Consider the following 24,870-nt stretch of genomic DNA (forward strand, 5'->3'; position numbering starts at 1 on the left):
CTGGGGCGGCGGGTCAGCTCAGGCGCTGCAGCAGTTCGACGCTCGCGCGCAGCTGCTCCCGTTCGGCGGTGCTGAGGCGGGACTCGATGGCGGTCGCGATGTGGTGCTCGCGGCGGGCGCGCTGATCCAGCAGGGCGAGCCGGCCGGCCTCGGTGGCGGCGATCAGCTGCTTGCGGCCGTCGGTGGGGTGCGGCTGCTGGGCGACCAGGCCGGCCTCGGACATCAGGGCGACGGTGCGGGCCATCGACTGGTGGCGCACGCGTCGGCGGTCGGCGAGTTCGGCGACGGTGTAGGAGCGTTCGTCGCGGACCAGCAGGCCGAGCACGGCGGCCTGGTTGGGCGGCAGGTCGTCGCTGTCGCGCAGTGTGCGGACCAGGCTGCCGAGGGCGGCGCGCAGGTCGGCGGCGAGGTCCAAGGTGTCCCGGTGCGGGGCGTCGCTGGTCATGGGAGAAGTCTATCCGGAAGATGTGCAGCAAAACTGTACAGCCCTGCTGTATGGTTTTCCACATGCGAATCACCAAGTTCGGACACGCCTGCGTACGCATCGAGCACGACGGCACCACCCTCGTCATCGACCCCGGGGCCTTCACCGACCCCGCCGCCCTGGCCGGGGCGGACGCCGTCCTGATCACCCACGAGCACATGGACCACTTCGAGCCGTCCCGGCTGCGCGCCGCCCTGGACGCCGACCCGGCGCTGCGGGTGTGGACCAACGGCGACGTCGCCGGCCAACTGGAGGGCCTCGGGCAGCGGATCACCGCGGTCGGCGAGGGCGACGCCTTCGAGATCGGCGGGGTCGGGGTGAGCGTGCACGGCGAGTGGCACGCGGAGATCCACCGGGACATCCCGCTCGTGAAGAACATCGGCTTCCTGCTGGACGGCCGGCTGTTCCACCCCGGCGACGCCTTCACCGTGCCGCCGCAGGCCGTCGACACCCTGCTGCTGCCGCTCGCCGCGCCCTGGAGCAAAGCCGGTGAAGTGGTCGACTACGTCCGGGAGGCGGGCCCGCGGGTGGCGGTGCCCGTGCACGAGGCCACGCTCAGCCCGATCGGGCAGATGATCGCCACCCGGCTGCTCGGGCCGGACGGACCGGGCAGCCCTGCCGAGCTGACCGTACTGGGCGAGGGCGAGAGCCTGGACCTGGCCTGACGCCCGCGGTGGTGCGCCGGTAGCCTGGCGCCATGCTGAAGATCGGACTCACGGGCGGTATCGGCGCGGGCAAGAGCGAGGTGTCCCGGCTGTTCGCCGCGCGCGGCGCGGTGATCGTGGACTCCGACCTGATCGCCCGCGAGGTGGTCGCCCCCGGGACGGACGGCCTGGCCGCCGTGGTCGCCGAGTTCGGCCCGCAGGTGCTGCGGGCGGACGGCGCGCTGGACCGCCCGGCCCTCGGGGCGATCGTGTTCGCCGACCCGGAGAAGCTCCGGGCGCTGAACGCGATCGTCCACCCGCTGGTGCGGTCCCGCTCCGCCGAACTGGAGGCGTCGGCCGCGCCGGACGCGGTGGTGGTGCACGACGTGCCGCTGCTCGCCGAGAACGGGCTGGCGCCGCTGTTCGACCTGGTCGTGGTCGTCGACGTGGACGACGAGGTGCGGCTGGACCGGCTGGTCCGGCTGCGCGGGATGGCCGTGGAGGAGGCCCGGGCCCGGATGGCCGCCCAGGCCGCGCGGGCGGACCGGCTGGCGATCGCCGATCTGGTGATCGACAACGGCGGGTCGCTGGAGGCGCTGGTGGCGCGGGTCGACGAGGTGTGGGCGGAGCTGGAGGAGCGGGCGGCTTCCTAGGCTCGGACCATGTGACCGATCCGGTGGTCGGGAGGGGACTCGGAGGCCCGTCCGCGGGGAAGGGAGCATGGAGTGATGAATGATCGTTTCTCCGCTGAACCGCTGGCCGTCGAACGCTTGGAGCGCTACACCCGCGCTGAACAGGAGCAGATCCTCGGCCCCGGCGAGGATCCATACGGCGTCGCCTACACCGGGCTGACCTTCCGCTCCAAGGACGTGCACTTCGGCATCCGGGCCGCCGACGGCCGGCTCGTCGCCCACGCCGGGCTGCTCCCGATACCGCTCACCGTCGGCGGCACCGACCTGGCGGCGGTGGGCGTCGGCGGCGTCTGCGTCGCCGCCGACCGGCGCGGCGAGGGCCTGGCGCACGCCGTGGTCGAAACCGCCCTGGGCCACGGGCGCGCGCTCGGCCTCCGGTACGCGCTGCTGTTCTGCCGCCCGCCGCTGGCCGCGTTCTACCGGGGGCTGGGCTTCCGGGAGGTCGCCGAGGAGGTGACGGTCGAACAGCCGGAGGGGCGGCTCGCGGTCATGCCGCTGCGCACCATGTGGCGGCCGCTGGCGGAGGGCGCCGGGTGGCCGGAGGGGCCGGTGCGGCTGCGGTCGCTGCCGATGTGACGGGTGGGCGACGGCTCCCCGGCGGGGTCGTCGCTCAGGCGGGCGTCGGCTCGCCCTCGGCCGCGTGGGCGACGGCGGCCGCGGCCAGGGCCCGGATCATCGGGTGGGCCCGGGTGCCGTCGCCGGACAGCTCGGGCTGGAACAGCGAGGCCAGGAAGAACGGGTGGTCCGGCAGCTCCAGGACGCGGACCTGGCCGGACTCGTCCGCCCCGGTGAAGTTCAGCCCGTGGGCGCGCAGCCGGTCCAGGTAGTCGGCGTTGAGGCCGTAGTTGCAGTGGTAGCGCTCCAGGGTGCGGGTGGTGCCGAGGGCCCGCTCGGCCAGGGAGCCGGGGGTGATCACGACGGTGCCCTCGTGGCCGACCAGGGAGCAGGACAGCGGCACGATCACCTGCTGGTCGCGGTCCGGGTCCTCCTCGCCGTGGACGGCGTCGGTGATGCCGCAGACGTCGCGGGCGTACTCCAGCACCGCGTGCTGGAACCCGGCGCAGGTGCCGAGGAAGGGGATGCCCCGCTCGCGGGCGGTCCGGATCGCGGCCAGGGCGCCCGCCTCGCTGCGGTACGGGCTGCCGGGCAGCAGCCAGACGGCGTCGAAGCCGTCCAGCGCGCCGGGCGCTCCGGCGTCCTCGGTGGGGATCCAGTAGGCGTCCAGGACGAGCCGGTCGCGTTCGGCGAGGGAGTCGAGCAGGCCGGGGATGCGGGCGTGCGAGCGGACGGCGGGGGAGCGGTCGCCGACCAGGGCGATCCGCGGGGTCAGGTAGGTCATGCGGCTATCCTGACCCCGCACCCGAGATCAGCGCCAACGATGATTTCTTACCCATCGATCAGATCGGTTGATGACCGCCGTGGATCCGCAGCAGTTGCGCACCTTCGTCACCGTCGCCCGGCTCGCTTCTTTCTCCGAGGCCGCCCGGGACCTCGGCTACACCCAGTCCGCGGTCTCCCAGCAGATCGCCGCACTGGAGGCGGACCTCGGCACCGCGCTGCTGGTCCGCCGCCCGGTCGGGCCGACGGTGGCCGGGCGGCGGCTGCTGGAGCACGCCGCACCGCTGCTGGTCCGGCTGGAGGCGGCGCGCGCCGACGTCGCGCGCCTGGCCGACGCGCCGAGCGCCCGACTGGTGCTCGGCGCCACCCCGCTGACGGTCGGGGCGACCCTGGGGCGCGCACTCGGCGAAGTGCGCCGGGTGTACCCGCAGGTCGAACCGGTCGTCCGGGTACTCGCCCAGGACGTGCTGCCCGCTCAGGTCGCCACCGGCGAGGTCGACCTCGCCCTGATCGACGGCCTCGCCGCGCCCAGCGACCCGCTGCCGCTGCCCGAGGTCGGCCCGCTGACCACCGTCGCCGTCGACGAACGGCCCGTCGCCGTCGCCCTGCCCGTCGGGCACCCGTTGGCCGGCCGCACCGGCGTCGCCCTCGCCGACCTCTCGGCCGCGCGCTGGCTCGACGCCCCCGACCTCACCCCGACCGCCGCTCGGCTGCGCGCCGCCGCCGGCACCGACGGCTTCCGGGCCGCCACCCGCTACCGGGGCACCGACCTGCACGGGCTGCTCGCCCTGGTCGCCACCGGGCACGGGCTCACCCTGCTGCCCGAACCGGCGGTGGTCCGCGCCCCAGGCATCGCCCACGCGCCGATCGCCGCACCGCGGTTGGTGCACCGCACGGAACTGGTGCACGGCAGCCTGCCGGAGGGGCCGGCGGCGCTGCTGGCGCGGCTGCTGGTGGAGTAGGGGCCTTCGCCGGTGGCCGGTCGCCGCCCGTCGGCCGTCGTGTCGTGCCGGTGTGGAGGCGTGGACACCACTCGTTCACGTCCCGGGCCTGACGGAGGTCGAGCGAACGGTGCTGTCATGGGCACAGTCGCCCGGCGATCGGCCGGGCCGGCCCAGGAGAGCGCCACCATGATGCTCCGTCAGCGTTTCACCGTCGTCGCCGCGGCGGCCACCCTCGCCGTCGCCGGCCTCGCCGCCGGCACCGCGCAGGCCGCCGTCTCGGGGAACCACGAACCGCTCAAGTCCCTTACTTTCGCGGCGAGTTGTTCGCAGGCAAACCTGCCGCTGCCCGACCCGTCCTGCACCCCCGGCGCGTACAACCCGGCGGTCACCCAGGCCACCATCGGGCAGACCATCTGCGTCTCCGGCTGGACCGCCACCGTGCGCCCGCCGACCAGCTACACGAACGCGCTGAAGGCCCAGCAGATCGCCCAGTACGGCTACTCGGACACCAACCTCTCCGACTACGAGGAGGACCACTTCGTCCCGCTGGAGCTCGGCGGCGCGCCGCGCGACCCGCGCAACCTGTGGCCCGAGCCGCGCTACGGCAACGAGCCGGCGCAGAGCAAGGACTCGGTCGAGACCAGACTGAAGAACGCGGTGTGCGGCCACAAGGTGACCCTGGACGCCGCCCGCAGCGCGATCGCGAGCGACTGGACCACGGCGCTCAGCCGCCTGGGGCTGTGAGCGGCTGAAATGGTGCCGCCAGGTCCGTCCGGTCCCCTGTGCCGGACGGGCCTGGCGGCCGTCTGTGGGTGCGTCAGCTGTGGCTGGTGCGTCGGCTGCGGGTCGTGCGTCAGTGGACCCGGGTGCGCCGGCCGCAGCGGGTGCGTCAGCCGCAGCCCGGGAAGGCCTCGCAGAGCGGGGCCGTCATGCCGGTGGCGACGTACTTGTCCTCGGGCGCCTTCCAGGCGTCCTTGGGCTGGGCGCCGCCCTTGGTGGTCGCCCAGACGGACAGTTCGCTGACCGTCCCGGCGCTCAGCACGACGTACTCGTGCAAGGTGGCGGTGGAGCCGTCGGGCTGCGGGGCCGTCACGGTGGCGGCGAAGTACGGTGCGTCGCCCGCGCTGGTCACCTTCACCGTGGCGCCCGGCGCGGTCTTGGCGCAGTTCGTCACGGCGTCGACCAGGCCCCGCTTGATCGCGCCGGCGGTCTGGGCGTTGCCGCTGCTGTGGGTCGGGTCGCCCCAGAAGTCCACGGTCTGCTGGGCCGTCCAGCGGTCCCCGCCGAAGCCGACCGCGGCCTTGGCCCGCGCAGCGCCGTCGGTGTACATGTACTCCTCGCCCTTGGGGGGCGCGGCGTGGCACAGCTCCATGCCCTTGAAGTCGACCGACCCGGTGACCGGTTTGGCGTTGGCGGCCAGCGGGGCGAAGTGGTAGGCCTCGTCCATCGGGATGCTCTTGGTGTCCATCCAGGCCTTGGCCGGGACGCCCTTGTCCTTGTCGGCGCCGGCGGTGGGCTTGCCGGTGCCGGTGCCGGTGCCGGCGTTGGTGCCGCCCGCGGTGGGTGCCGCGGTGGCGGGCGCCGACGGGGCGGCGCTCTTGCCGCCGTCCTGGCCGCTGTTGTCCGGGCCGCAGGCGCTCAGGGCGCCCGCGCAGAGCAGGGCGGCGGCGGTGGCGGTGGCGGTGGCCAGGCGGGTGCTGTTGCGCAAGTGACGATCCCTCGGGTGTCCGGTGTCATGGGTCTGGGCCGGGGCGGGGGCCGGTGGTGCGTCGACCGCCCGTCCTCGCCGACCGGTCGACCCGTGGCTGCGGGCACTCGGCATGGCTGTTCCTCCCCCGTTGGTGCAGCCGCCAGGCCCCCTGGCTCCGCAGCTCACCGCAGGTCTGAGGCACGGTCAGAGCGGTTGCTGCGTCGACGGCGGACGAAACCTATGACACGGCGGCGCCCGGAGCAAAGCGGGATTTCTCCCGGGCGCCGGGGGCGTGCGGCAGTTGCAGCGAGCTGGTGGTGAACATGTGTGCGAGCGCCGAGGAAGCCATGCGCGACGGGAGAGCCGGCTCCGGCGGACGGGCCGGTGCCCGGAACCCACCGTGCGCAGTGGATTTCCATGCCGCGCGGGCGGTTCGGCGGTGGATCGTGCCCGTTCGGGGCGGAGCCGGCCGGGTGTGAACGGGCGGCCGACACCAAGGCTTTCCCCCGGCGGCGGACGGATGTGATCCCACCCACGCTCCGGTTCCGGACGGTCCGCGCGGGGGGTGCGGTTCGGGTACGGCCGGGAGCTGGCGCGGATCCGGGGGCGGAACCGAGGGCGGGACCGGGGCCGGACCGAGGGGCGGGGTCGGAACCGAGGGCGGATCCGTCCCGATCCGGACCGGACCGGGACGGGCCCGTGACGGTTACGCGTGGGTGCCCGGGACACCGAGCTGGGCGGCGAGCCAGGGGAGGGCCTGGGCGAAGGTCGCCGAGCCGGTCTGCCAGGTGTGCTTGCCGGAGCCGACCACGTTGGTGGTGCGGATGCCGTCCTTCTTGGCGGCGGCCTCCAGGGCCTTGGCGGACTCGATCTGGCCGTGCTCCTCGTCGCCCTGGCCGAAGTAGCCGGAGACGCCCTGGTACTTGGCGTGGTGGGCGAGCACGGTCAGCGGGTCGTGGGCGGCCCAGGCGGCCGCGTCGCCGCCGTACAGCTCCTGGACGGTGTGCTCCTTGTCGCCGATGTACGGGCCCTTGTCACCCGAGAAGTCACCGAAGTGGGCGAAACGGCCGGGGTGTTCGACGACCATGTCGAAGGCGCAGGTGCCGCCCATCGACCAGCCGGCCAGGCCCCACTTGTGCGGGTCGGTGGCGGCGTTGAAGATCTTCTCGATGTACGGCGGGACGTCCTTGAGCAGGTGGCTCTCGGAGTTGCCGTGCGGGCCGTCCACGCACTCGGTGTCCACCCGGAAGCCGCCGGTGGCGTCCACGAAGACCAGGATCGGGGCGAAGCCGTTGTGCTTCGCGGCGAACTCGTCGGCGGTCTTCACCGCGTTGCCGGAGCGGATCCAGTTGTCCGGCGCCGCGAACTCGCCGCCGATCATCTCCAGCACCGGCAGCTTCGGCCGGCTCTGGCTGCGGAACCAGGCGGGCGGCAGGTAGACCAGCTCCTGGCGGTGGGCGAAGCCGCTCGCGGTGTCCGGGATGTCGACCTGGACGATGCGGCCGGTCTTGGTCTTGCCGTGGATCGACGACACCTCGGACACGGTGATCTGGTCCGGCAGCGGCTGACCGCTCAGCTCGCCGATCGCGTCGTCCACCGTCGGGTAGTAGCCGGTCGCGATGTTCACGCTGTTCGCGGCACAGAACAGCGCCAGCAGTACGGTCGGCGCGACCAGCGCCCGGCGCCACCACCGCGCGCCCCGCCAGCCGAAGCCGAGCACGGCGAACGAGGCGATCGCCACCCCGCTCCACAGCCACACCCCGAACGGGATCGGATCGGTGATCCCGGCCAGGGTGAGCACGGCGACGGCGACCACCGCGGTGATCGCCAGCGCCGTACCGAGCGCGATCGGCCCCCACTTGCGCTGCCACGTCCGGTCCCGCCAGCCCACCGCGGTCAGGAACAGGGCGAAGGCGGCGGCCTGGACCGTCCAGGGGAACCAGCCGTCGAGCAGCGAGACGTTCATGCGCGGAGGCTAGGGGCGGCGAATGAGAAGGGGCTTAAAGGCTGACCGTTTGCCGGGCGGGGTCTGGGAGCCGGCTGGGAGGCCGGGTGTGGTCGCCTTCGTAGCATCACCCGTCCGCCGGGCGCAGGCCTGAACGAGACGGCTCTCAGCCGACCGGACAGGCCTCGATCAGCGCATCGACCACGACGCCGATCGAGGGACGCGCGGTCGAGGTGGAACGCCAGACGGCGAAGACCCGGCGCCGTGGGGCGTCCACCAGGGGCACGAACCGGACCGGAGCGGCGGCCGGTTCACGCCCCAGGCGCGGGATGACGGCGATTCCCAGTCCCGCCGCGACCAGCGCCAACTGCGTGGGGTGCTCCGATGCGGTGTGGGCGATGCGGGCAGGCTTGATGTTGCGCACCAGCCACTCATGGCACAGCTGCCCGTCGCTCGAGGTGATCCAGTGCTCATCGCCGAGGTCGGCCAGGCTCAGCGTCGGGCAGTCGGCGAGCCGATGGTCCGGGGGCAGGGCGATGTCGTAGATGTCGTCGAGGAGGGCGCGGTGGTCCAGCCCCTGGGGCAGGGCGAGCGGATCACCGGTCCAGTCCTCGACGACGGCCAGGTCGAGCAGCCCGCGCCGCACCGCCGGGACGGCTTCGTACGGTTCCTGCTCCCGCGCCGACACCGTCAGGTCCGGGTACCGGGCCAGCAGGGCCCGCAGGGCCGAGGGGAGCAGCGCGCGGGCGGCGGTGGGGAAGGCCGCGATCGTGAGGTCGCCGGTCACCAGTCCGCGGTGCTGCGCCATGGTCGCCATGACGCGTTCCACGTGCGCGAGCAGTTCCGCGGCCTCCCCGGCGAGCAGGGTGCCGGCCTCGGTCAGGCGAATGCCCCGGCCTTGACGTTCCGCCAGGTGAGTGCCGGTCTCCTGCTCCAGCCGCGCCATCTGCTGCGAGACCGCCGAGGTGGTGACGTGCAGGAGCCGGGCTGCGCCCACGACGGATCCGGTCGTCGCCACCGCGTGCAGCACCCGCAAGCGTTCGAGGTTCAACATCTCAGTGATGCTACGAGATGCAGTCGAGAAACATTCACTTGTGCTTCCCGGTGATCGAACCCAGAGTGGGCGCGGTGCAACGGGCCATCGCGAATGGCGACGGGGGTATGCCGAGTGACGTCTCGGCGTGCACGTCATTCGGCCTTCTGTGTGCGCTTGGCCGATGCCGTTCCGGCCCCACCCGCCGCCCCGTCAGTCGGCGGGTGGGGCGGGACGGGAATCCTCGGCGGCGCGCGTCTTCGGGCGGACGGCCCGGGAGGCGGCTGGGAGCGGGGTCGGGCTCAGACGGTGTACTCGGCGTGCGGGGTGCCGCGCTCCCAGACGGTCTCGAAGGCGTCGGACACCTGCTTCACCACGGCCGGGTCCTCGCAGTACTCGTGCCCGGCCCAGTCTCCGTCGCCGGTGAACCAGTGGAACAGCACCAGGCGGTCGTCGATCAGCCACAGGTCGTTGCCGGGCAGCGGGATGTCCGAGGCCAGCCGCCGCGGCAGCCAGCGCACCTGCTCGCCGGCCGCGAGGTTCACCGGGGTGAGCGCGTGCTCCCAGCGGATGTAGTCGGTGACCGGCTCGGAGACGATCCGGGCCCGGCGCATCCGCACGCCCCGGCCGACGGTCTCCCGGACCAGCGGCACCCAGCCGGCCCACCAGCCGGAGTCCGGGTCGGTGTCGACCGCGCCGGAGCGCTTGAACTCCGCGAACTCGGCGGCCTCGCCGCCGACTCCGTAGGCGTCCCGCATCTCCAGGTGGACGGCCGTACGGCGGGCGCCCCTCAGCAGGGCGGAGAAGTCGGGCAGGTGCTCGGTCATCGCGGGCCTTTCGTGGGGTGGTCGGCTACGGGCGTCGGCTGCGTGTCGGGCGCGCGTGTCGGGTGTGGGCGTCGGGCGTCGGGCGTCGGGTGTGGGCGTTGGCTACAGCCGGGCGCGGGCGCGGGCGCGGGCGTCGGCGGTGAGGCGGCGGAGGGCGGCGTAGGCGGGCGGGCCCCAGGTGGCCTTGCCGCCCGGGCGGCCGTGGCGGCCGGCCTCGCCGATGTGGATGCCACCGAGGGCGCGCACGACGGCCCAGCCGCGGGCGCGGCGCAGGGTCGCCGGGTCCTGGGTGGGCCGGTAGGCCCGGTGGAAGAGGTCGGCGCCGCCTTCCGGGAGCAGGGACCAGGCGGCGGCGAGGTCGCCGGCCGGGTCGCCCGCGCAGAGTTCGCCGAAGTCGATGATGCCGCAGAGGGTGCCCTCGGCGGTGAGGACGTTGGCCGGGTGGAGGTCGCCGTGGATCCACAGCGCCGGGCCGGTCCAGGCGGGCGCCGTGACGGCGTCGTCCCAGACGGCGCGGACGGCCTCCGGGTCGGGGACCAGCCCCAGGGCGGCGGCCGAGGCGAGCCCCTGGATGACGTGCTCGGCCTGGCCGGACAGCGGCCCGCCCCTGGCGCCGGTGGGCGCCGAGCCCGGGGCGGGCCGGTGGAGGGCGGTCAGGAAGGCGGCCAGGGTTTCGGCTGACGCTGCGGCGCGGGTGACGGGGGCGCGGTCGGCGGGCGTGCCCGGCACCCAGGTGGTGACCATCCAGGGGTGGGGGAAACGCTCGGACGGCTCACCGAGGCGCCGGGGTGCCGGGATCGGCAGGGGGAGGGGTCGTGGGAGGGCGGGCAGCCAGGCATGTTCCTTGCGCAGCAGCGCACTTGCGGCTTCCGTCGCCCAGGGCAGCCGGACGGCGAGGTCGTCGCCGAGCCGCCACATCTGGTTGTCCCAGCCGCGCGCGCCGAGCCGGAGCGGGAGGTCGGCCAGGTCGGGGTGCTGGTCGCGCAGGAGCTGCCGGACCAGGTCCTCGGTGATCTCGATCGCGGTATGGGTCATGGAGGGAAGGCTAGTTGGGCGCCGTGGACTAAGGCGCCGGGATCGTGGGCGCCGTCCAGCTGGCCAGGACCCGGAGGGCCTCGGCGGTCGGGGAGTTCGGCTCGACGTTGTAGACGCACAGGGTCTGTTCCGCGTCGCCCGGCACCTGGAAGGACTCGTAGGAGAAGTGCAGCTCCCCGACCAGGGGGTGGTGGTAGTGCTTGGCGCCGTGGGTGCGCCGCAGTACCTTGTGGTCGTTCCACCAGTCGGTGAACTCCGGTGACTGGAGAGTGAGTTCGCCGACCAGGTCGGCGAGTCGGCGGTCCTGGGGGTAGCGGCCCGCCTCGAACCGGAGCATGGCCACCGTCTCGGCGGCGATCCTCTCCCAATCACCCACGGTCTCCCGGGCCTTGGGGTCCAGGAGGTAGAAGCGGGCCAGGTTGCGGCGGTTGGCGGGCAGGGCGTCGAAGTCGGTGAGGACCTCCCGGGCGAGCCGGTTGGACGCCAGCACGTCGGTGCGCCGGCCGAGGATGAAGGCCGGCACGTGGTCGAGCGTCTCCAGCATCAAGTACAGTCCCGGGCGCACCCGTTGGGCCCTCGCCGGGGCGCGGCGGGCGGCGGGGCGGGTGTCGGAGCGGAGGAGGTCGGTGAGGTGCTCGCGCTCGGTGCCGTCCAGGCGCAGGGCGCGGGTGATCGCCTCCACCACCTCGGTGGAGGGGTTGAGGGCCCGGCCCTGCTCCAGTCGGGTGTAGTACTCCGTACTGACGCCGGCGAGCCGGGCCACCTCGTCCCGGCGCAGGCCGGGCACCCGGCGGACGCGCCCGTCGGCGGGCAGTCCGGCCTCCTCCGGGGTGACCCGGGCTCGGCGGGAGCGGAGGAAGCCGGCGATCTCCTTGGTGCGGTCCATGGCTCCATTGTCGTCGCGGGAGCGGGGTGGCGGGCGGTCCTGGGTGGCCCTGGCAGTACCTGCCTGGGCAGGGCCAGTTATGGCGTCCCGAAGGGGTGGCGCGGGGGTTGTACTGGATCTGCGGCCGACGGGGATCGGAGGCCGGAACCAACACCCTTGGAGCGTAAGAGACATGTCCACGAACACCACGTCCCTGCCCCTCGCCGGTCGCGTCGCCGTCGTCACCGGTGCGTCGAGCGGCATCGGTGCGGCGTCCGCCGAGAAGCTGGCGTCGCTGGGCGCCCGGGTCGTCGTCCTGGCCCGGCGGGCGGAGCGGCTGGCGGAGCTGGTCGAGCGGATCGAGAAGAACGGCGGCAGCGCGGTCGCCATCGCCGCCGACGTGACTGACGTCGAGGCGATGCAGGCCGCCGCCGACCGGGTGGCGGCCGAACTCGGCGGCACCGACCTGCTGCTGAACAACGCCGGCGTCATGCTGCCCGCCCCGATCGAGGAACTGGCGACGGCCCAGTGGAAGCAGCAGATCGACCTCAACATCACCGGCCTGATGAACGCGATCGGTGTGTTCACCCCGCAGCTGGTGAAGGCGGCCGCCGAGCGCGGCGTGGCCGACCTGATCAACACCTCGTCCATCGCGGCGCAGAACATCTTCCCCACCTTCGCGGTGTACTCCGGCACGAAGGCGTACGTCAGCCACCTGTCGCGGACCCTGCGGGCGGAGCTGGGGCCGAAGAAGGTCCGGGTGTCGGCGGTCGAGCCCGGCATCGTCGCGACGGAGCTGCAGAGCCACGTGACCGATCAGGGCGCGCTGGAGTGGCTGGAGGGCTCGAAGGACGCCATGGAGTGGCTGACGCCGGAGGACGTGGCGGAGACCGTCGGCTTCGTCGCCACCCTCCCGCCCCGGGTCAACCTCCAGCAGGTCACCATCATGCCGACCGGCCAGCCCAGCTGACCGGGGGTGCAGGTGATGGAAACGTCCGGCCCCGCGCGCTGCGCAGGGCCGGACGGACGGTGATCACTCCCCAAGAACGCCGACCGGGTTGCCGGGGTCGTCCAGCCAGACCGTGTTGGCCCCCGGGGTCACCGTGAGCCCATAACGCTCCAGCCCGGGGCGCCCGTTGGACAACCACGTCGAAGCGGTCGCCTCCAGCTCGGTCCAGAGGGCGCGCGAGCCGCCCTGGAAGGCGCGTGTGGTGCCGTCGTTCCAGCTCTCCAGTACGGCCCAGGAGCCGTCTGGGTGGAGGAACCACTGGCCTGCGGCGCGGTCGGCTGTCAGGTGCAGCCGGGTCGTGCCCGGCATGGCGAGTTGGGCGCTCCACAGGAACGCCGGGTCGTCCAGGAGGTCGGGGTGGACGGCCGTGTCGAGGCTGGCGGTGTTGTCGCGGGCTTGGACGGCGGCGCGCATGAGGGGTCCGATCGCCGGGCGCCGGGTCTCGCGGGAGAGCATGAACGAGACCTCGGAGTTGAGGAACCGACCTTGCGCTTCGCCGTCGACGACGTGCAGTTTTACGTAGCCGTAGGCGTCGAGGCTGCCGACCAACGACACCAGGATGATCGCGCCGGGTAGCGCCTGGGCCAGCCATGCGGACGGAACACGGCTGGGCGAGTACGTGGCGATGATCCGGCCGTACGGTCCGCCGTCGGGGCTGCCCTCGGCGCCGTCGCCGACGATCAGGCGGGGCCGGTAGCCGATGGCGGCGAGCCGTTCGCCGTCTGCGGCGGACAGGGCGGCGTCGTGCTCCACGCTGGTGACGTAGCGGTCGCCGAGGCGGGCGCACAGCAGCGCTGTGGAGTAGCCGGTGCCGGTTCCGACTTCGAGCACGTTCACGCCGTCCGGGACGTCGAGGTCTTCGAGCATCCGCACCACGGCGCCGGGTCGTGTCGAGGAACTGGTGGGCGTCCCGGGGCAGGGTTCGCTGTTCGGCAGGGTGGCGCCCCGGTCGAGCTGGGTGACCCACGTCGTGTTGTCGTAGGCGAGCCGTAGCCACTGCTGTGCGTGGGTGTCCTGGCTGACGGCTGTGTACCGGGTGATGCCGTCCGGAGCGTCCACGGTGGTGTAGAAGGTCGGCAGGAAGACATGGCGGGGCACCGCCAACACCGCGTCCCGCCACTGCGGGGTGCGCAGTGAGCCGTCGCGCTCCAGCTCCTCGGCCAGTGCGGCGCGAAGTCCGCGCGCAGCTTCCCCGGTCCCGGCCAGGATGTCACTCACCTGTGCTGCCCTTCTCCAGAAGATCCGCGATGGCGCGCGAGATGGGCACGCCGGTCCTGTGCTCGATCCACGACCATTGGCCGTTGGGGTTCACCTCGAGGAAACGCCAGTCCCCGGCCGGCGTCACGATGAAGTCGAAGGCCCCGAAGACGAGTCCGAACTCGCGCATGAACGTGGACACGCGCTCGCGTACCAGGTCGGGGATGGCCGTCGGCCGGTACGTGAGGCTCCGGTAGTCGGTGCGCCAGTCGACGCGGGCGGCCTCCGACCCGGCGTGGATCTCGACGGGGAAGAAGCGGTCGCCGACCACGGTCAGCCGGACCTCGTGGGCTTTGTCGATCCACTCCTGGAAGAGGTGGGCGCACAGGCGTACGGAGTCGTCCAGGTCCGCGGGGTCGATGACGACCGTGTCCACGGGCGCGCCCAGGCTCTTGGTGATGACCGGGCTGCCGAGGTCGGCGGCGAACTTCCTTGCCGCGTGCGGGTCGTTGGTGATGATGCTGCGTGGTGGAGCCAACCCCAGGCGTCGGGCGGCAGCGAGTTGCCAGGGCTTGTGGTTGGCGTCCAGTTCCCGCGCCGGGTGGTTGATCCACAGGCAGGGGAGAGCGACGGCGACGCCGACGAAGCCGGCCCGGGACTGGGCGGCGGCGAACCGCCGCCCAGCCTCGGACATGCCGTCAGGCAGCCGAAATTCCTCGGGCCTGCGGAAGTACACCGACCGGACACGGGCCAGGTCGAGCGTGTGGCGCCCGTTGTCGAGCAGACCGGCCCACCTGTTCTCCAGCGTTGCGGTCAGGCTGAGTTCGATCGGGAACTCGGCGGTGTCGCACCGGAACACCGGGACGCCCCGGTCGTTGAGGTGCTCGACCACCAGATCCGCAGTGGAGTCGAGCTGGCTCGTGAGAACCAGCACCGCCTCGCCGTGAGGTTCCGTCACCTCGGCACTCCTAGTAGAAGTCGGTGCCTTCGTCGTTCTTGCTGTCGGAGTTGGTGTTGCTGCTGGTCTCGCCGTGGGCGGTGTGCGCCCACGGGTTGCCGTCGGAGGTGACGGCGATCTGCAACTCGCGGTCGTACGTGACGCCGGTGGTGTCGGCCGGCTCGCTGGTCTGGCGCGCGGCGTAGCGCATGGCGAACGGCTGCCGGTCCGCCGGGGCGGTGGTGGTCATGGTGGTCTCCTCCCGTGCTTGAAGTGGATGCGGCCGCCCTGGCTGGAAGAGCGAGGGCGGCGGTGGTGGCGCATTGAGACGGTAGGGAGCGAGTGCGTATGCGGTCGACCAACTTGCTTGAGCTTGCTCGAATTCACCCGAGCGCGTTGATGGCGCTGGCGATCAGTGATCTCGCCGCGGCCCCATGGACCGCGATGCCTGCGAGTTCGGCGAAGGTACGGCTGTACTCGGCGATCTCAGCCGGCTGGGTGATGGTCAGGTGAGCGGAGACGAGTTCGACGTTCACCTGGGCGTCGTCGTACATCGTGAACGACTCAACGGGCCAGCCCGGACCTCTGGTTGAGCCGAGCGGAATCACTCCGAGACTGACGGACGGCAAGGCACTGGCGGTGATCAGATGGCCGAGCTGACCGATCAGGACGTCCGGGGTGCCGATGACCGTTCGAAGCACCCACTCCTCGACCAGGACGGCGAAGCGGTGATCCCCGGCGTGTAGCGCTTTCTGCCGCTCCATCCGAACCGCGACGGAGTCGTCGACGTCGTCGGGAGTGCTGCGCAGTGCCACGATCGTGTTGAGCACGGCGCGCGTGTAGGCCGCTGTCTGGAGCAGGCCGGGGACCACCCACGACTGGTACATGCGGAACCGGCGTGTTCGCTCGAAGAGCGGGAGAACGGACTCCTGCGCCCGCCTGAGGCCTGACCTCTCGAGTCGGCGCCATTCGACGTACATGCCGTCGATGTTCCGTGCGGTCGCAATGAGGTCCGCCGCCTGACCGGGAACGCCGCAGATGGCAGTCCAGGTCCTTATGTCGGCTTCCGACGGCATCACGCGACCGCTCTGGAGTTTGGAGCACTTCGACTCGTGCCAGCCGGCAGCTTCGGCCAGTGCCCGCGCGCTGAGTCCGGAATCCCGCCGGATGTCGCGCAGACGCTGGCCGAGAGCCTGCTTGGCTTGCTGGACGCTGTTTGACGCGGACATGGGTCAGGTGAGCCGGAAGTCCTCGTGGGGGAGGGCACGCGCCCAGACGGCCTCGAACGCCGAGGCGCAGAGGGCGATGGTGTGCGGGTCGGTGACGAGTTCGTGCTCCACGAAGTCGCCCTCGCCGCTGAAGTGGTGGACGAGGAGACGTTCTCCGTCGACGAGCCAGAAGTCGTTGCCGGGAAGGGCCAGGTCGGTTGCCTGCCGGCGGGGGAGCCATCTGACGCGCTCGCCTGAGCCGGTGTTCCGGAAGGTGATCTCGTGCTCGAACCGGATGTACTCGCTGGCCGGTTCGGAGACGATGCGGGCCCGCCGTACGTCCACTCCGCGGCTGGTGGTCTCCTCGATCAGCTGCAGCCAGGGGCTCCACCAGGACGACCGGTCGGCCCGGTCGTCTCGGTGCCCGCTGAGCCATCGGAGGAACATCGGGTCGTCGCGCATGTAGCCGTCGCGCATCTCCAGATGGAGAGCGGAGCGGGTGGAGTTCCGCAGCAAGTCCTCAAGAGTGGGTGCCGCCGACACCGTTCACCTCCGGGAAGAACTGCATCATGCGCCTGGGGAATTCGATCACGGTTTCGTGCTCGGGGATGTCCATGTGCGCGAGTCGCTCCGGGTCGAGCACCTTCCAGCCCTGGAGGACGTAGTTGCCCGTCACGTCGTCGAAGTAGACGGTCGGGGACTTGCCCTCGGGACTGTCCGGGTCCTGACCCAGCTTGTGCAGTGCCATGGTGGCCTCCTGGCGGCCGGAGATGATTGCCTTGAACGATCGTTCCGCACGGACGGATCCTCGGACGACAAACGTGCCCGAACTTGCTCCCAAGTGCTCTGCTCGGGCGGCCCCGTGTGGTGCGCGGGGCCGCCCGTGGTGTTTCAGGGGGTGGCGGGGAAGTCGTCGGAGCGGATCCCGGCGATGAACGCGTGCCAGGCCGTAGGGCTGAACGCGAGGGCCGGTCCATTGGGGTCCTTGCTATCGCGCACCGGGACGATGCCGGTGATGGCGTTGGCTACTTCGATGCAGTCGTCGTTGGGGTTGCTGGCGCTTGCCTTCCTCCACTGGACGGGGAGTGCGGAGGCGACAGGAAAATGGGTCACTTGAGCGTGTCTCTCTTCTGTGCGATGAGGCTACGAGACTGGTCGAGGTCCAAGGCGGTTGCCATGATTTCGTCGAACGCCGCTCGATAGATATCGACTTGGCCCGGGTCTTCAACCCAATCGCTGCTGAGCATGCCGCTGAGTAGGACCAGATCGAGATCTCGCTGCCGGAACTCCAGCAGTGCGAACGAGCCGGTCATTCCAGGGTGCGGCGGAGCCATGGACGGCATGATCTGAACCCTGATGTTGGGGAGCTGGCTGAACTGCAGCAGTTTGTCCAACTGGTCGGCCATGGCGCCTGGGGCGGCGCTCATGGTCAGGGCCGCCTCGTGGATCACGGCCCACAGTTTCAGTGGGTTCTCGGATCGGGTGAGGACGGATTGCCGGTTGATCCGGACTTCTACGCGCTCTTCGACGCTGGGCTTGTCTATCACGCCGCTGGAGATGATGGCGTGCGCGTACTGGCGGGTCTGGAGGAGACCCGGGATGTAGGCGGACTGGTACGACTTGTTGCCAACAGCCGTCTCTTCAAGGCGGATCAGGTCCGTGTAGAGCGGGTTCAGTTGCTCGTAGCCCGCAATCCAGCCCGGACGACGCTTGTCCCGGAGGATCTCGACGAGGACCTCCTTGAGCTCCTCATCGCACTCGTAGAAGTCGAGTAGGGCACGGACGACATCCGGCTTCAGTTGGACGCGGGCGTTCTCGTACCGGCTGAGCTTCACCAGGTTGATGCCGTCGACCTGGGCGGCGACCTCTTCGGCGGAGAGGTTCTTCAACTCGCGAAGCCTTCTCAGCTCGGCGGCGATGCGCCGGTACCGCACGGCTGGCACTGCGACTGCCATCTACGTAACCCCTCCAGGACGTTCAGGGACCAGTGTGCATGCGAGTGGTGACGGTTCGCCACCATCGACAGCAGCCTAGAGGGCGCACCTTGCCGTCAGATCTGAAAGTTTTCATATTTCAGCGACTTGCCTTGCTATCTCTGGCGATGGTGCTCCATGCTGTGCGTAACGAAGCGCTGGCTGTGTGTGACATGCATGGCGTAAGACTGTCCTGCCCTCTCATGGGGGCGCTTCGTGTTGGACGTGTACGGGCTGCCGTCGCGGCTGCCCGGCCTTCTCCACTCATTTCGTGTGCCTGGAAGGTGACTTCGCCATGTCTCGAACCTCCTCCACCATCTGGCTCCCGCGCAGCCGCCGCTCGCCCGCGATCGCGCGCCAGCGGCTCGCGGCCCTCCTCTCCTCCACCTTGCACGGGGACCGCTTCCTCGACTCCGGGCTCGTCGTGACCACCGAGTTCGTCACCAACGCCGTCCTGCACGGCACCCCCATCGGCCACCTCATCTACTTCGCCCTCGACGTCGACCCCATCCGCCTCCGCATCGAGGTCCACGACGCCCGGGGTGACCGCCTCCCCTCCCTCTCCTCGCCCGGTCTCGACGGCGAGACCGGGCGAGGACTCCAACTCGTCGACTCCCTCACCAAGCGCTGGGGCTGCTGCCCGCGTCGGCCCATCGGCAAGATCGTGTGGGGCGAGGTGGCCGCGTGATCGACCGGCTCCGTGACTGGTGGTTCCTGCGCTGCTCCCGCGCCCCCGTCGCCCGCCTTCTCCGAACCGAACGCCGCCGCCTCGAAGTCGAGCTGGCCAGACGCCGGCCCGAAGCCGCCGCCGTCCGTCGTCAGCTGCTCGCCGCGGCCCGGCACCGCCGGACCGCGACGGGTGAGGACGCGCCGCTGGCGTAGGGCGGGGGCTTGCCGGGCGGGCGGCCTGCGCACGAGAAGTCGACCGGGTCGACTTCTCGTGCAGTCCCTGCTGTCTGCCCGTCTGCCCGTCTGCCCGTCTGCCCGTCCGCCCGGCTCAGCCCGCGAAGCGCTCCCGCAGGGCGGCCGGGCCGGTGGTGAGGACGCCGCCCACGGCTACCGGCTGCCCACCGAGGCCGAGTGGGAGCACGCCTGCCGCGCCGGGACGGACGGTCCGCGCTACGGCCCGCTGGACGAGATCGCCTGGCACCGCGGCAACTCCGGCGAGCGCCCGCACGCCGTCGGCGGGCTGCGGCCCAACGGATACGGGCTGTACGACCTGCTCGGCAACGTGTGGGAGTGGTGCTGGGAGCTCTACGACCCCGAGGTGTACGGCAGTTACCGCGTCCTGCGCGGCGGCGGCTGGTTCGACGAGCACTGGAGCTGCCGCGCCTCCGTCCGCCGCCGCAGCCACCCGACCCTGCGGATCGACGACGTCGGCTTCCGGCTCGCCCGCTCGATCGGCCCCTGATCCGGGTGAACACCCAGGTGAACACTGGTGGAACCCCCGCGACGGGCCGCGCGTTGGCGCCTGCATGAGCGATGAAGAGGTATCCCTGCGTCCGATAGCCGAAGCCGACCTCCCCGCGTTCGGCCGGCTGGTCAACGACCCCGAAGAGAGCGGCGAGTTCCAGTGGTTCGGCTGGCGGGACCCGGAGCGGTTCCGGCGCACCTGGGCGGAGAACGGACTGCTCGGGGACGACCAGTGGATCTTCGCGGTCGTCGCGGGCGGCGAGTTCTGCGGCTTCGTCGCCGCCAGGCGCAAGGCGGCCGTGCCGACGGCGCCGTACTGGAGCATCGGCATCCAGCTGATGCCGCAGGCGCGCGGACGGGGCATCGGCACCCAGGCCCAACGCCTGCTGGTGAACTACCTGTTCGCGCACACGCCGGTGATGCGGCTGGAGGCGGACACCGACGTCGACAACATCGCGGAGCAGCGCGCCCTGGAGAAGGCCGGCTTCATTCGTGAGGGTGTTCACCGCGCGGTGACCTTCCGGGCCGGGCGATGGCGGGACGCGGTGCTCTACGGCCTGCTGCGCACCGACCCGAGGCCCTGACGCGAGGCCCCTCGGTCGACCCCGAACCACTCCTCGGCGAGGTCGTCCAGCGTCCGTGCCGATGGCTTCAACTCCCGTAGGTACCAAGGCAGATTGCTGTAGACGTGCAGCAGCGTGTACGCCATCAGCAGGCGCGGCTCGAAGGGGCGGCCGTAGCCGGTGAGCAGCCGCCCGAGCAGGTGCGGGTCGGCGCGGGTGGTGAACAGGCCGACGGCGACCAGGTCGTAGGCCGGGTCGCCGACCATCGCGGGCTCGAAGTCGATCAGGCCGGTGAGCCGCCAGCCGCGGGTCGGGTCGGTGATCAGGTGCTCGCGCATGAACTCGGTGTGCAGCAGGGAGCGTTGTGGGGTGAACGGGAGCGGGGCGGCGGCGAGGAAGTCCGGGATCTGCTCCGACCAGGCCTCCGGCAGGCCGTGTCCGCGCTGGCGGGCGACGGCGCCCGCGCGCTGCCGGGCCAGGAAGGCCGGCCAGTCACCGGGCGCGAGGGCGGCGGCGAGCGGCTCCGCGTCCAGGGCGTGCAGGGCGGCGAGCGCCTCGCCGCAGTCGTGGGCGATCCGCTCGCGCTCGGCCTGCGGGACGCGCGGCCAGGCGGGGGCCAGGCCCTCGCCGTGCAGGCGGGACATCAGCACGTATCGCCAGCCGTTGACGTACTCGCCGGCCGCCCGGACCGCGGGGGTGGGGATCGGCAGCGCGCCGTCCAGGAAGGCCAGGACGCGCTGCTCGGCCAGGCCGTCCCGGGCGGAGGACGCCGGGAACAGCTTGAGCACGTGCTCGGGGCCGACCGCGTAGACCGGGACGGACCCCTCCGCGAAGCGCTCCAGCGGCAGCCCGCCGACGCCGAGGCGCGCGCACAGGGCCTCGGCGCCCGGGCGCATCACCGACTCGTCGGGCACGACCGCGTCCCACTGATCGTCCGTCTCCACCAGGGGCAGCATGCCTGCACCGTAGGCACGCCAACAGCACGGTGGCAAAGGCTTTTCAGCGTGTCTCCCGCCGGGTGCCGCAGCCGCTCGGGAGGTCCGCCGGGACGGGCTCCGGGCCGGTGTCCGGGTCGCGGGTGAGCAGGTAGCGGGCGCCGGGGCCGGCCTGGGCGGCCCGGTCGTCGGCGTTGTAGAGGGCGCAGCGGGTGAGCGAGAGGCAGCCGCAGCCGATGCAGCCGCTGAGCTTGGCCTTGAGCCGCTCGAGTTCGGCGATCTGCTCGTCGATCCGGTGCTGCCAGGACGCGGCGACGTCGTCCCACTCGGTGCCGCTGGGGGCGGGGCGCTCGGGCAGCCGGTCGAGGGCGACCCGGGCCTCGTCCAGGGAGAGGCCGACCCGCTGGGCGGCCCGGACGAAGGCGATCCGGCGCAGGGTGCCGCGCGGGTAGCGGCGTTGGCCGCCGGCGGTGCGGGTGGCGTGGATCAGCCCGAGGCTCTCGTAGTAGCGCAGCGCGGAGGCGGCGAGTCCGCTGCGGGCGGCGAGCTGGCCGATGGTGAGGAGGTCGCCGGGGCGCGGGCCGCGGGTGCGGCCGGCGTCGGGTATCGCGGTCATGGGAACTCACTGTAGCCGCTTGACCTCAAGTCGGCTTCAAGTTGCACGATCGACGCATGACGACGCACACCGACATCGAAGCCCCGGCGGAAACCGCAGCTCCGGCCCGCTTCGAGGACCTCCAGCCGCTGATGGCCCTGATGACCGGCGACGAGAAGCACGACGTCGCGGCCACCTCCACCCTGGACGCGCTCTGGGTGCTGTACGACCGGGTGCTGCGGGTCGCCCCGGACACCGCCGAGGCCCAGGACCGCGACCGCTTCCTGCTCTCCAAGGGCCACGGCCCGATGGCCTACTACGCCGTGCTGGCCGCCAAGGGCTTCCTCGACCCGGCCGTGCTGCCGAGCTTCGGCGGCTACGACTCGCCGCTCGGCTACCACCCGGACCGCACCCTGCTGTCCGGCGTGGAGATCTCCTCCGGCTCGCTCGGGCACGGCCTGCCGCTGGCCGTCGGCACCGCGCTCGGCCTGCGGGCCCAGGGGCTGACCGACCCGGCGGTGTGGGTGCTGGTCGGCGACGCCGAGTTCGACGAGGGCTCCAACCACGAGGCGGTGGCCTTCGCCGGCGCCTACGGGCTGGACCGGCTGCACGCGGTGGTGATCGACAACTCCTCGGCCACCCACGGCTGGCAGGGCGGGATCGCCCAGCGCTTCGCCGCCGCGGGCTGGTCGACCGCGACAGTGGACGGCCGCGACCACGAGGCGCTGCACCGGGCCTACACCACCGCGCACCCGGGCCGCCCGCACGTGGTCGTCGCCCGGGTCGAGCCGAAGAACTCCTGAACCACACCCCCCCCGAGTCAGCGCACACGAAAGGCACTTCACCGATGGACACCATGCGCGAGCGCTTCGTCGACGTCACCACCCGCCTGCTGGACGAGGACCCCCGGCTGGCCGTGGTGCTCGCCGACATCAGCGCCGCCGCCTTCGAGCCCGCCCACGAGCGCCACCCCGACCGGGTGGTCAACGTCGGCATCCGGGAGCAGCTGCTGGTCGGCGCGGCCGGCGGGCTGGCGCTCAGCGGGATGCGCCCGATCGCCCACACCTTCGCCAGCTTCCTGGTCGAACGGCCCTTCGAGCAGATCAAGTTGAGTCTGGTCCACCAGGGTGTCGGCGCCGTCCTGGTGAGCGCGGGCGGCTCCTACGACAACCCGGCGGCCGGGCGCACCCACATGTCCCCGGGCGACGTCGCCCTGCTGGACACCCTCCCCGACTGGACGGTGCACGTCCCCGGCCACCCGGACGAGGCCGAGCAACTGCTGCGCCACGCCGTCGCCGACGGCGACCGCAATGTGTACGTCCGGCTCTCCAACCACCAGAACACCGCGCCGCTCGCCGTCGAGCCCGGCCGCTTCACCACCGTGCGCACCGGCGCGCGCGGCGTGGTGCTGGCCGTCGGCCCGACGCTGGACGCGGTGCTGGCGGCCACCGAGGGCCTGGACGTCACCGTGCTGTACGCGGCGACGGTGCGGCCCTTCGACGCCGCCGGGCTGCGTGCCGCGCTGGGCGACCGGGCGGACGTGGTGCTGGTGGAGCCGTACCTGGCGGGCACATCGGCGAACGAGGCGCACGCGGCGCTGGCCGACCGCCCGCACCGGGTGCTGGGCCTGGGCGTGCCGCGCGGCGAGCACCGGCAGTACGGCTCGATGGCCGAGCACCTGGCCGCCTACGGCCTGGACGCCGGCTCGCTCAAGGAGCGGATCGGCACCTTCCTCTGGTGATCCCTCCGGTTCCTCGGGTGGGCCCCCAGGCACCTCCGGTGAGCCCTCGCCTTCAGCCCGTGATCCCTCGGGCGACCAGCACCACCGCCACCGAGTCCGCCGCCAGCCGCACCGCCGCGCCCTCCAGCGCGGCCGCCCCGAAGGCCGTCACCACCTCCTGCCCGGCGCCCCCCAGCGGCAGCGCCGCTTCGGCCGGGCCGAGGTTGACGGCGACCCGGTACGGCCCCCGGTGCACCACCAGTTGGCCCGCGGCCTCGTCGTACTCGACCCGCACCGCGCCGAGGTCCGGGTCGGCGAGCTCCGGCCGCTCGCGCCGCAGCCGGATCAACGTCCGGTACCAGTCGAGGAGTTCGCGGTGCGGGCCACGCCGGAGCTCGGTCCAGTCGAGCACCGACCGCAGCAGGGTGGCCGGCTCCTGCGGGTCCGGGACGGCCTCGGCGGCCCAGCCGTGCTCGGCGAACTCCCGCCGCCGGCCCCGCCGGACGGCCTCCGCCAGGGCCGGGTCGGTGTGGTCGGTGAAGTACTGCCAGGGGGTGGCGGCGCCCCACTCCTCGCCCATGAACAGCATCGGGGTGAACGGCGACGTGAGCACCAGGGCCGCGCCGCAGGCGAGCCGGCCGGGGGGCAGCGAGGTGGAGATCCGGTCGCCGAGCGCCCGGTTGCCGACCTGGTCGTGGGTCTGGAGGTAGCCGAGCAGCCGGTGGCCCTCGCCCGAGTCGAACGGCCGCCCGTGGCTGCGGCCCCGGAAGGAGGACCAGCCGCCGTCGTGGAAGAACCCGTGCCGCAGCGCCTTGGCGAGTGCGGCGAGCGGCCGGCGCGCGAAGTCCCCGTAGTAGCCCTGGGATTCGCCGGTGAGCGCGCAGTGCAGGGCGTGGTGGAAGTCGTCGCTCCACTGGGCGGTGAGGCCCTGGCCGCCGGCCTCCCGGGCGGCGGTGGTGCGCGGGCTGTTGAGGTCGGACTCGGCGATCAGGAACAGCGGACGGTTCACCGATACCGCCAACTTCTCGACCTCGTACGACAGTTCCTCCAGGAAGTGGACGGCCCGGTCGTCCGCGAGGGCGTGCACGGCGTCCAGCCGCAGGCCGTCGATCCGGTAGTCGCGCAGCCAGGCCAGCGCGCTGCCGATCAGGTAGTCGCGCACCTCGTCCGAGCCGGGCGCGTCCAGGTTGACCGCCGAGCCCCACGGGGTGTGGTGCCGGTCGGTGAAGTACGGGCCGTACGCGGGGAGGTGGTTGCCGGACGGGCCGAGGTGGTTGTGCACCACGTCGAGCACCACCCCGAGGCCCTTGCGGTGCGCGGTGTCCACGAAGCGCTTGAGGCCCTCCGGTCCGCCGTAGGGCTCGTGCACGGCCCACAGGGAGACTCCGTCGTAGCCCCAGCCGTGCCGGCCGGGGAACGGGCAGACCGGCATCAGCTCGACGAAGTCCACGCCCAACTCGACCAGGTGGTCAAGCTGTTCGGCGGCCGCGTCGAAGGTGCCGCGCGCGGTGAAGGTGCCGATGTGCAGCTCGTAGAGCACCGCGCCGGGCAGTGCGCGGCCGTGCCAGCCGGTCCGCGACCAGCGGAAGGCGCCGTGGTCCACCGCCCGGCTGGGGCCATCGGGGCCGTGCGGCTGCCGGGGCGAGCGCGGGTCGGGCAGCGGCGGGCCGCCGTCGAGCCGGAAGGCGTAGTCCCCCTCCGGGGCCTCGCCGGCCCACCACCCGTCCCGGTCCGGACAGCGGGCCAACTCATGGGCCACGCCGTCGACTTCGACGGCGACCTGGCTGGCGGCGCTCGGCGCCCACACCTCGTAGTGCGACACC

30 protein-coding genes and 1 pseudogene are annotated in these 24,870 nt (G+C 72.3%); 12 read left to right on the top strand and 19 right to left on the bottom strand.

Going from position 1 to position 24,870, the window contains the following annotated elements:
- Positions 1-13 precede the first annotated feature (13 nt).
- Positions 14-445, bottom strand: a complete 432-nt coding sequence (locus ACZ7BZ_RS14190) for a MarR family winged helix-turn-helix transcriptional regulator (RefSeq protein WP_380451807.1) — start codon at positions 443-445, stop codon at positions 14-16.
- Between the two features lie 62 nt (positions 446-507).
- Between ACZ7BZ_RS14190 and ACZ7BZ_RS14195 the strand changes: the two genes are divergently transcribed.
- From ACZ7BZ_RS14195 to ACZ7BZ_RS14205, 3 genes are all read left to right on the top strand, one after another.
- Positions 508-1,149 carry an MBL fold metallo-hydrolase gene (locus ACZ7BZ_RS14195; RefSeq protein WP_470358541.1) on the top strand — a complete coding sequence of 214 codons (642 nt, stop codon included), beginning with the start codon at positions 508-510 and terminating at the stop codon, positions 1,147-1,149.
- Between the two features lie 32 nt (positions 1,150-1,181).
- The gene (gene coaE / locus ACZ7BZ_RS14200; protein ID WP_470358542.1) at positions 1,182-1,781 is read left to right on the top strand and encodes a dephospho-CoA kinase; all 600 of its coding nucleotides are present in this window, start codon (positions 1,182-1,184) and stop codon (positions 1,779-1,781) included.
- 75 nt (positions 1,782-1,856) lie between these two features.
- A complete protein-coding gene (locus tag ACZ7BZ_RS14205; RefSeq protein ID WP_470358543.1) occupies positions 1,857-2,396 on the top strand; it encodes a GNAT family N-acetyltransferase in 540 nt (179 codons plus the stop codon).
- 34 nt (positions 2,397-2,430) lie between these two features.
- Here ACZ7BZ_RS14205 and ACZ7BZ_RS14210 read toward each other — a convergent pair whose 3' ends face one another.
- Positions 2,431-3,159, bottom strand: coding sequence for a CTP synthase C-terminal region-related (seleno)protein (locus tag ACZ7BZ_RS14210; protein ID WP_470358544.1), 729 nt, complete (start codon positions 3,157-3,159; stop codon positions 2,431-2,433).
- Between the two features lie 70 nt (positions 3,160-3,229).
- Between ACZ7BZ_RS14210 and ACZ7BZ_RS14215 the strand changes: the two genes are divergently transcribed.
- Together ACZ7BZ_RS14215 and ACZ7BZ_RS14220 are read left to right on the top strand one after the other, a co-directional pair.
- Positions 3,230-4,120: a LysR family transcriptional regulator gene (locus ACZ7BZ_RS14215; RefSeq protein ID WP_470358545.1), complete on the top strand. Its 891-nt coding sequence runs from the start codon at positions 3,230-3,232 to the stop codon at positions 4,118-4,120.
- Between the two features lie 117 nt (positions 4,121-4,237).
- Positions 4,238-4,846, top strand: coding sequence for a hypothetical protein (locus ACZ7BZ_RS14220; RefSeq protein ID WP_470358546.1), 609 nt, complete (start codon positions 4,238-4,240; stop codon positions 4,844-4,846).
- Positions 4,847-4,991: 145 nt separating this feature from the next.
- Here the strand turns inward: ACZ7BZ_RS14220 and ACZ7BZ_RS14225 are convergent, their stop codons facing one another.
- The 6 genes from ACZ7BZ_RS14225 to ACZ7BZ_RS14250 form a co-directional block, all read right to left on the bottom strand.
- Positions 4,992-5,810, bottom strand: a complete 819-nt coding sequence (locus tag ACZ7BZ_RS14225) for a hypothetical protein (protein WP_470358547.1) — start codon at positions 5,808-5,810, stop codon at positions 4,992-4,994.
- Positions 5,811-6,498: 688 nt separating this feature from the next.
- Positions 6,499-7,758: an alpha/beta hydrolase gene (locus ACZ7BZ_RS14230; RefSeq protein ID WP_470358548.1), complete on the bottom strand. Its 1,260-nt coding sequence runs from the start codon at positions 7,756-7,758 to the stop codon at positions 6,499-6,501.
- Between the two features lie 145 nt (positions 7,759-7,903).
- Positions 7,904-8,791, bottom strand: a complete 888-nt coding sequence (locus tag ACZ7BZ_RS14235) for a LysR family transcriptional regulator (protein WP_470358549.1) — start codon at positions 8,789-8,791, stop codon at positions 7,904-7,906.
- 281 nt (positions 8,792-9,072) lie between these two features.
- On the bottom strand, positions 9,073-9,597 hold the full coding sequence (locus tag ACZ7BZ_RS14240; protein WP_470358550.1) for a DUF6879 family protein: 525 nt from the start codon (positions 9,595-9,597) through the stop codon (positions 9,073-9,075).
- A gap of 102 nt (positions 9,598-9,699) precedes the next feature.
- A complete protein-coding gene (locus ACZ7BZ_RS14245) occupies positions 9,700-10,632 on the bottom strand; it encodes an aminoglycoside phosphotransferase family protein (RefSeq protein ID WP_470358551.1) in 933 nt (310 codons plus the stop codon).
- Positions 10,633-10,660: 28 nt separating this feature from the next.
- Complete coding sequence (locus ACZ7BZ_RS14250) at positions 10,661-11,518, bottom strand: helix-turn-helix transcriptional regulator (RefSeq protein ID WP_470358552.1); 858 nt, start codon at positions 11,516-11,518, stop codon at positions 10,661-10,663.
- A 172-nt stretch (positions 11,519-11,690) separates the two neighbouring features.
- On the opposite strand from ACZ7BZ_RS14250, the gene ACZ7BZ_RS14255 reads away from it, so the two are divergent.
- Positions 11,691-12,467, top strand: coding sequence for an SDR family oxidoreductase (locus tag ACZ7BZ_RS14255; protein WP_470358553.1), 777 nt, complete (start codon positions 11,691-11,693; stop codon positions 12,465-12,467).
- A 63-nt stretch (positions 12,468-12,530) separates the two neighbouring features.
- Here ACZ7BZ_RS14255 and ACZ7BZ_RS14260 read toward each other — a convergent pair whose 3' ends face one another.
- The 8 genes from ACZ7BZ_RS14260 to ACZ7BZ_RS14295 all read right to left on the bottom strand — a co-directional run bounded on the left by ACZ7BZ_RS14260 (position 12,531) and on the right by ACZ7BZ_RS14295 (position 17,803).
- Complete coding sequence (locus ACZ7BZ_RS14260; RefSeq protein ID WP_470358554.1) at positions 12,531-13,724, bottom strand: methyltransferase domain-containing protein; 1,194 nt, start codon at positions 13,722-13,724, stop codon at positions 12,531-12,533.
- Positions 13,717-14,661, bottom strand: coding sequence for an ATP-grasp ribosomal peptide maturase (gene tgmB, locus ACZ7BZ_RS14265; protein WP_470358555.1), 945 nt, complete (start codon positions 14,659-14,661; stop codon positions 13,717-13,719). Before tgmB ends, ACZ7BZ_RS14260 begins: the two co-directional genes overlap by 8 nt.
- A gap of 10 nt (positions 14,662-14,671) precedes the next feature.
- Positions 14,672-14,890, bottom strand: coding sequence for a putative ATP-grasp-modified RiPP (gene tgmA, locus ACZ7BZ_RS14270; protein WP_470358556.1), 219 nt, complete (start codon positions 14,888-14,890; stop codon positions 14,672-14,674).
- Positions 14,891-15,023: 133 nt separating this feature from the next.
- Complete coding sequence (locus ACZ7BZ_RS14275) at positions 15,024-15,869, bottom strand: helix-turn-helix domain-containing protein (protein ID WP_470358557.1); 846 nt, start codon at positions 15,867-15,869, stop codon at positions 15,024-15,026.
- Between the two features lie 3 nt (positions 15,870-15,872).
- Positions 15,873-16,364 (bottom strand): DUF6879 family protein, encoded by a 492-nt coding sequence (locus ACZ7BZ_RS14280; RefSeq protein ID WP_470358558.1) that lies wholly within the window; start codon positions 16,362-16,364, stop codon positions 15,873-15,875.
- 4 nt (positions 16,365-16,368) lie between these two features.
- Positions 16,369-16,596 (bottom strand): hypothetical protein, encoded by a 228-nt coding sequence (locus ACZ7BZ_RS14285; RefSeq protein WP_470358559.1) that lies wholly within the window; start codon positions 16,594-16,596, stop codon positions 16,369-16,371.
- A gap of 143 nt (positions 16,597-16,739) precedes the next feature.
- Entirely contained in the window at positions 16,740-16,961 is a 222-nt protein-coding gene (locus tag ACZ7BZ_RS14290) for a DUF397 domain-containing protein (protein ID WP_470358560.1), read from the bottom strand.
- Positions 16,958-17,803, bottom strand: coding sequence for a helix-turn-helix domain-containing protein (locus tag ACZ7BZ_RS14295; protein WP_470358561.1), 846 nt, complete (start codon positions 17,801-17,803; stop codon positions 16,958-16,960). Before ACZ7BZ_RS14295 ends, ACZ7BZ_RS14290 begins: the two co-directional genes overlap by 4 nt.
- 313 nt (positions 17,804-18,116) lie before the next feature.
- On the opposite strand from ACZ7BZ_RS14295, the gene ACZ7BZ_RS14300 reads away from it, so the two are divergent.
- From ACZ7BZ_RS14300 to ACZ7BZ_RS14315, 4 genes and pseudogenes are all read left to right on the top strand, one after another.
- Positions 18,117-18,509: an ATP-binding protein gene (locus tag ACZ7BZ_RS14300; protein WP_470358562.1), complete on the top strand. Its 393-nt coding sequence runs from the start codon at positions 18,117-18,119 to the stop codon at positions 18,507-18,509.
- Positions 18,506-18,703, top strand: coding sequence for a hypothetical protein (locus ACZ7BZ_RS14305; RefSeq protein WP_470358563.1), 198 nt, complete (start codon positions 18,506-18,508; stop codon positions 18,701-18,703). Before ACZ7BZ_RS14300 ends, ACZ7BZ_RS14305 begins: the two co-directional genes overlap by 4 nt.
- 157 nt (positions 18,704-18,860) lie before the next feature.
- Positions 18,861-19,232: pseudogene (locus tag ACZ7BZ_RS14310) on the top strand (formylglycine-generating enzyme family protein); the annotation flags it as partial.
- 64 nt (positions 19,233-19,296) lie between these two features.
- The gene (locus ACZ7BZ_RS14315) at positions 19,297-19,818 is read left to right on the top strand and encodes a GNAT family N-acetyltransferase (protein WP_470358564.1); all 522 of its coding nucleotides are present in this window, start codon (positions 19,297-19,299) and stop codon (positions 19,816-19,818) included.
- On the opposite strand, the gene ACZ7BZ_RS14320 is transcribed toward ACZ7BZ_RS14315, so the two are convergent.
- Together ACZ7BZ_RS14320 and soxR are read right to left on the bottom strand one after the other, a co-directional pair.
- The gene (locus ACZ7BZ_RS14320) at positions 19,785-20,753 is read right to left on the bottom strand and encodes an aminoglycoside phosphotransferase family protein (protein ID WP_470358565.1); all 969 of its coding nucleotides are present in this window, start codon (positions 20,751-20,753) and stop codon (positions 19,785-19,787) included. The two genes, ACZ7BZ_RS14315 and ACZ7BZ_RS14320, sit on opposite strands and share 34 nt — an antisense overlap.
- A gap of 43 nt (positions 20,754-20,796) precedes the next feature.
- Entirely contained in the window at positions 20,797-21,348 is a 552-nt protein-coding gene (soxR, locus tag ACZ7BZ_RS14325; RefSeq protein ID WP_470358566.1) for a redox-sensitive transcriptional activator SoxR, read from the bottom strand.
- Positions 21,349-21,404: 56 nt separating this feature from the next.
- On the opposite strand from soxR, the gene ACZ7BZ_RS14330 reads away from it, so the two are divergent.
- Together ACZ7BZ_RS14330 and ACZ7BZ_RS14335 are read left to right on the top strand one after the other, a co-directional pair.
- Positions 21,405-22,130: a thiamine pyrophosphate-dependent enzyme gene (locus tag ACZ7BZ_RS14330; protein WP_380451776.1), complete on the top strand. Its 726-nt coding sequence runs from the start codon at positions 21,405-21,407 to the stop codon at positions 22,128-22,130.
- Positions 22,131-22,174: 44 nt separating this feature from the next.
- Positions 22,175-23,068 (top strand): transketolase family protein, encoded by an 894-nt coding sequence (locus tag ACZ7BZ_RS14335; RefSeq protein WP_470358567.1) that lies wholly within the window; start codon positions 22,175-22,177, stop codon positions 23,066-23,068.
- 52 nt (positions 23,069-23,120) lie between these two features.
- Here the strand turns inward: ACZ7BZ_RS14335 and treZ are convergent, their stop codons facing one another.
- The gene (gene treZ / locus ACZ7BZ_RS14340) at positions 23,121-24,869 is read right to left on the bottom strand and encodes a malto-oligosyltrehalose trehalohydrolase (protein WP_470358568.1); all 1,749 of its coding nucleotides are present in this window, start codon (positions 24,867-24,869) and stop codon (positions 23,121-23,123) included.
- Between the last annotated feature and the right edge of the window lies 1 nt (position 24,870).

It is taken from the genome of Kitasatospora sp. NPDC036934 (genome assembly GCF_055608425.1).

Bases quoted from the DNA above. Each gene is read 5' to 3' on its own strand.
- ACZ7BZ_RS14190 (WP_380451807.1), bottom strand. From the start codon at position 445: ATGACCAGCGACGCCCCGCACCGGGACACCTTGGACCTCGCCGCCGAC.
- ACZ7BZ_RS14195 (WP_470358541.1), top strand. From the start codon at position 508: ATGCGAATCACCAAGTTCGGACACGCCTGCGTACGCATCGAGCACGAC.
- coaE (WP_470358542.1), top strand. From the start codon at position 1,182: ATGCTGAAGATCGGACTCACGGGCGGTATCGGCGCGGGCAAGAGCGAG.
- ACZ7BZ_RS14205 (WP_470358543.1), top strand. From the start codon at position 1,857: ATGAATGATCGTTTCTCCGCTGAACCGCTGGCCGTCGAACGCTTGGAG.
- ACZ7BZ_RS14210 (WP_470358544.1), bottom strand. From the start codon at position 3,159: ATGACCTACCTGACCCCGCGGATCGCCCTGGTCGGCGACCGCTCCCCC.
- ACZ7BZ_RS14215 (WP_470358545.1), top strand. From the start codon at position 3,230: ATGACCGCCGTGGATCCGCAGCAGTTGCGCACCTTCGTCACCGTCGCC.
- ACZ7BZ_RS14220 (WP_470358546.1), top strand. From the start codon at position 4,238: ATGGGCACAGTCGCCCGGCGATCGGCCGGGCCGGCCCAGGAGAGCGCC.
- ACZ7BZ_RS14230 (WP_470358548.1), bottom strand. From the start codon at position 7,758: ATGAACGTCTCGCTGCTCGACGGCTGGTTCCCCTGGACGGTCCAGGCC.
- ACZ7BZ_RS14235 (WP_470358549.1), bottom strand. From the start codon at position 8,791: ATGTTGAACCTCGAACGCTTGCGGGTGCTGCACGCGGTGGCGACGACC.
- ACZ7BZ_RS14240 (WP_470358550.1), bottom strand. From the start codon at position 9,597: ATGACCGAGCACCTGCCCGACTTCTCCGCCCTGCTGAGGGGCGCCCGC.
- ACZ7BZ_RS14245 (WP_470358551.1), bottom strand. From the start codon at position 10,632: ATGACCCATACCGCGATCGAGATCACCGAGGACCTGGTCCGGCAGCTC.
- ACZ7BZ_RS14250 (WP_470358552.1), bottom strand. From the start codon at position 11,518: ATGGACCGCACCAAGGAGATCGCCGGCTTCCTCCGCTCCCGCCGAGCC.
- ACZ7BZ_RS14255 (WP_470358553.1), top strand. From the start codon at position 11,691: ATGTCCACGAACACCACGTCCCTGCCCCTCGCCGGTCGCGTCGCCGTC.
- tgmA (WP_470358556.1), bottom strand. From the start codon at position 14,890: ATGACCACCACCGCCCCGGCGGACCGGCAGCCGTTCGCCATGCGCTAC.
- ACZ7BZ_RS14275 (WP_470358557.1), bottom strand. From the start codon at position 15,869: ATGTCCGCGTCAAACAGCGTCCAGCAAGCCAAGCAGGCTCTCGGCCAG.
- ACZ7BZ_RS14285 (WP_470358559.1), bottom strand. From the start codon at position 16,596: ATGGCACTGCACAAGCTGGGTCAGGACCCGGACAGTCCCGAGGGCAAG.
- ACZ7BZ_RS14295 (WP_470358561.1), bottom strand. From the start codon at position 17,803: ATGGCAGTCGCAGTGCCAGCCGTGCGGTACCGGCGCATCGCCGCCGAG.
- ACZ7BZ_RS14300 (WP_470358562.1), top strand. From the start codon at position 18,117: ATGTCTCGAACCTCCTCCACCATCTGGCTCCCGCGCAGCCGCCGCTCG.
- ACZ7BZ_RS14315 (WP_470358564.1), top strand. From the start codon at position 19,297: ATGAGCGATGAAGAGGTATCCCTGCGTCCGATAGCCGAAGCCGACCTC.
- ACZ7BZ_RS14320 (WP_470358565.1), bottom strand. From the start codon at position 20,753: ATGCTGCCCCTGGTGGAGACGGACGATCAGTGGGACGCGGTCGTGCCC.
- soxR (WP_470358566.1), bottom strand. From the start codon at position 21,348: ATGACCGCGATACCCGACGCCGGCCGCACCCGCGGCCCGCGCCCCGGC.
- ACZ7BZ_RS14330 (WP_380451776.1), top strand. From the start codon at position 21,405: ATGACGACGCACACCGACATCGAAGCCCCGGCGGAAACCGCAGCTCCG.
- ACZ7BZ_RS14335 (WP_470358567.1), top strand. From the start codon at position 22,175: ATGGACACCATGCGCGAGCGCTTCGTCGACGTCACCACCCGCCTGCTG.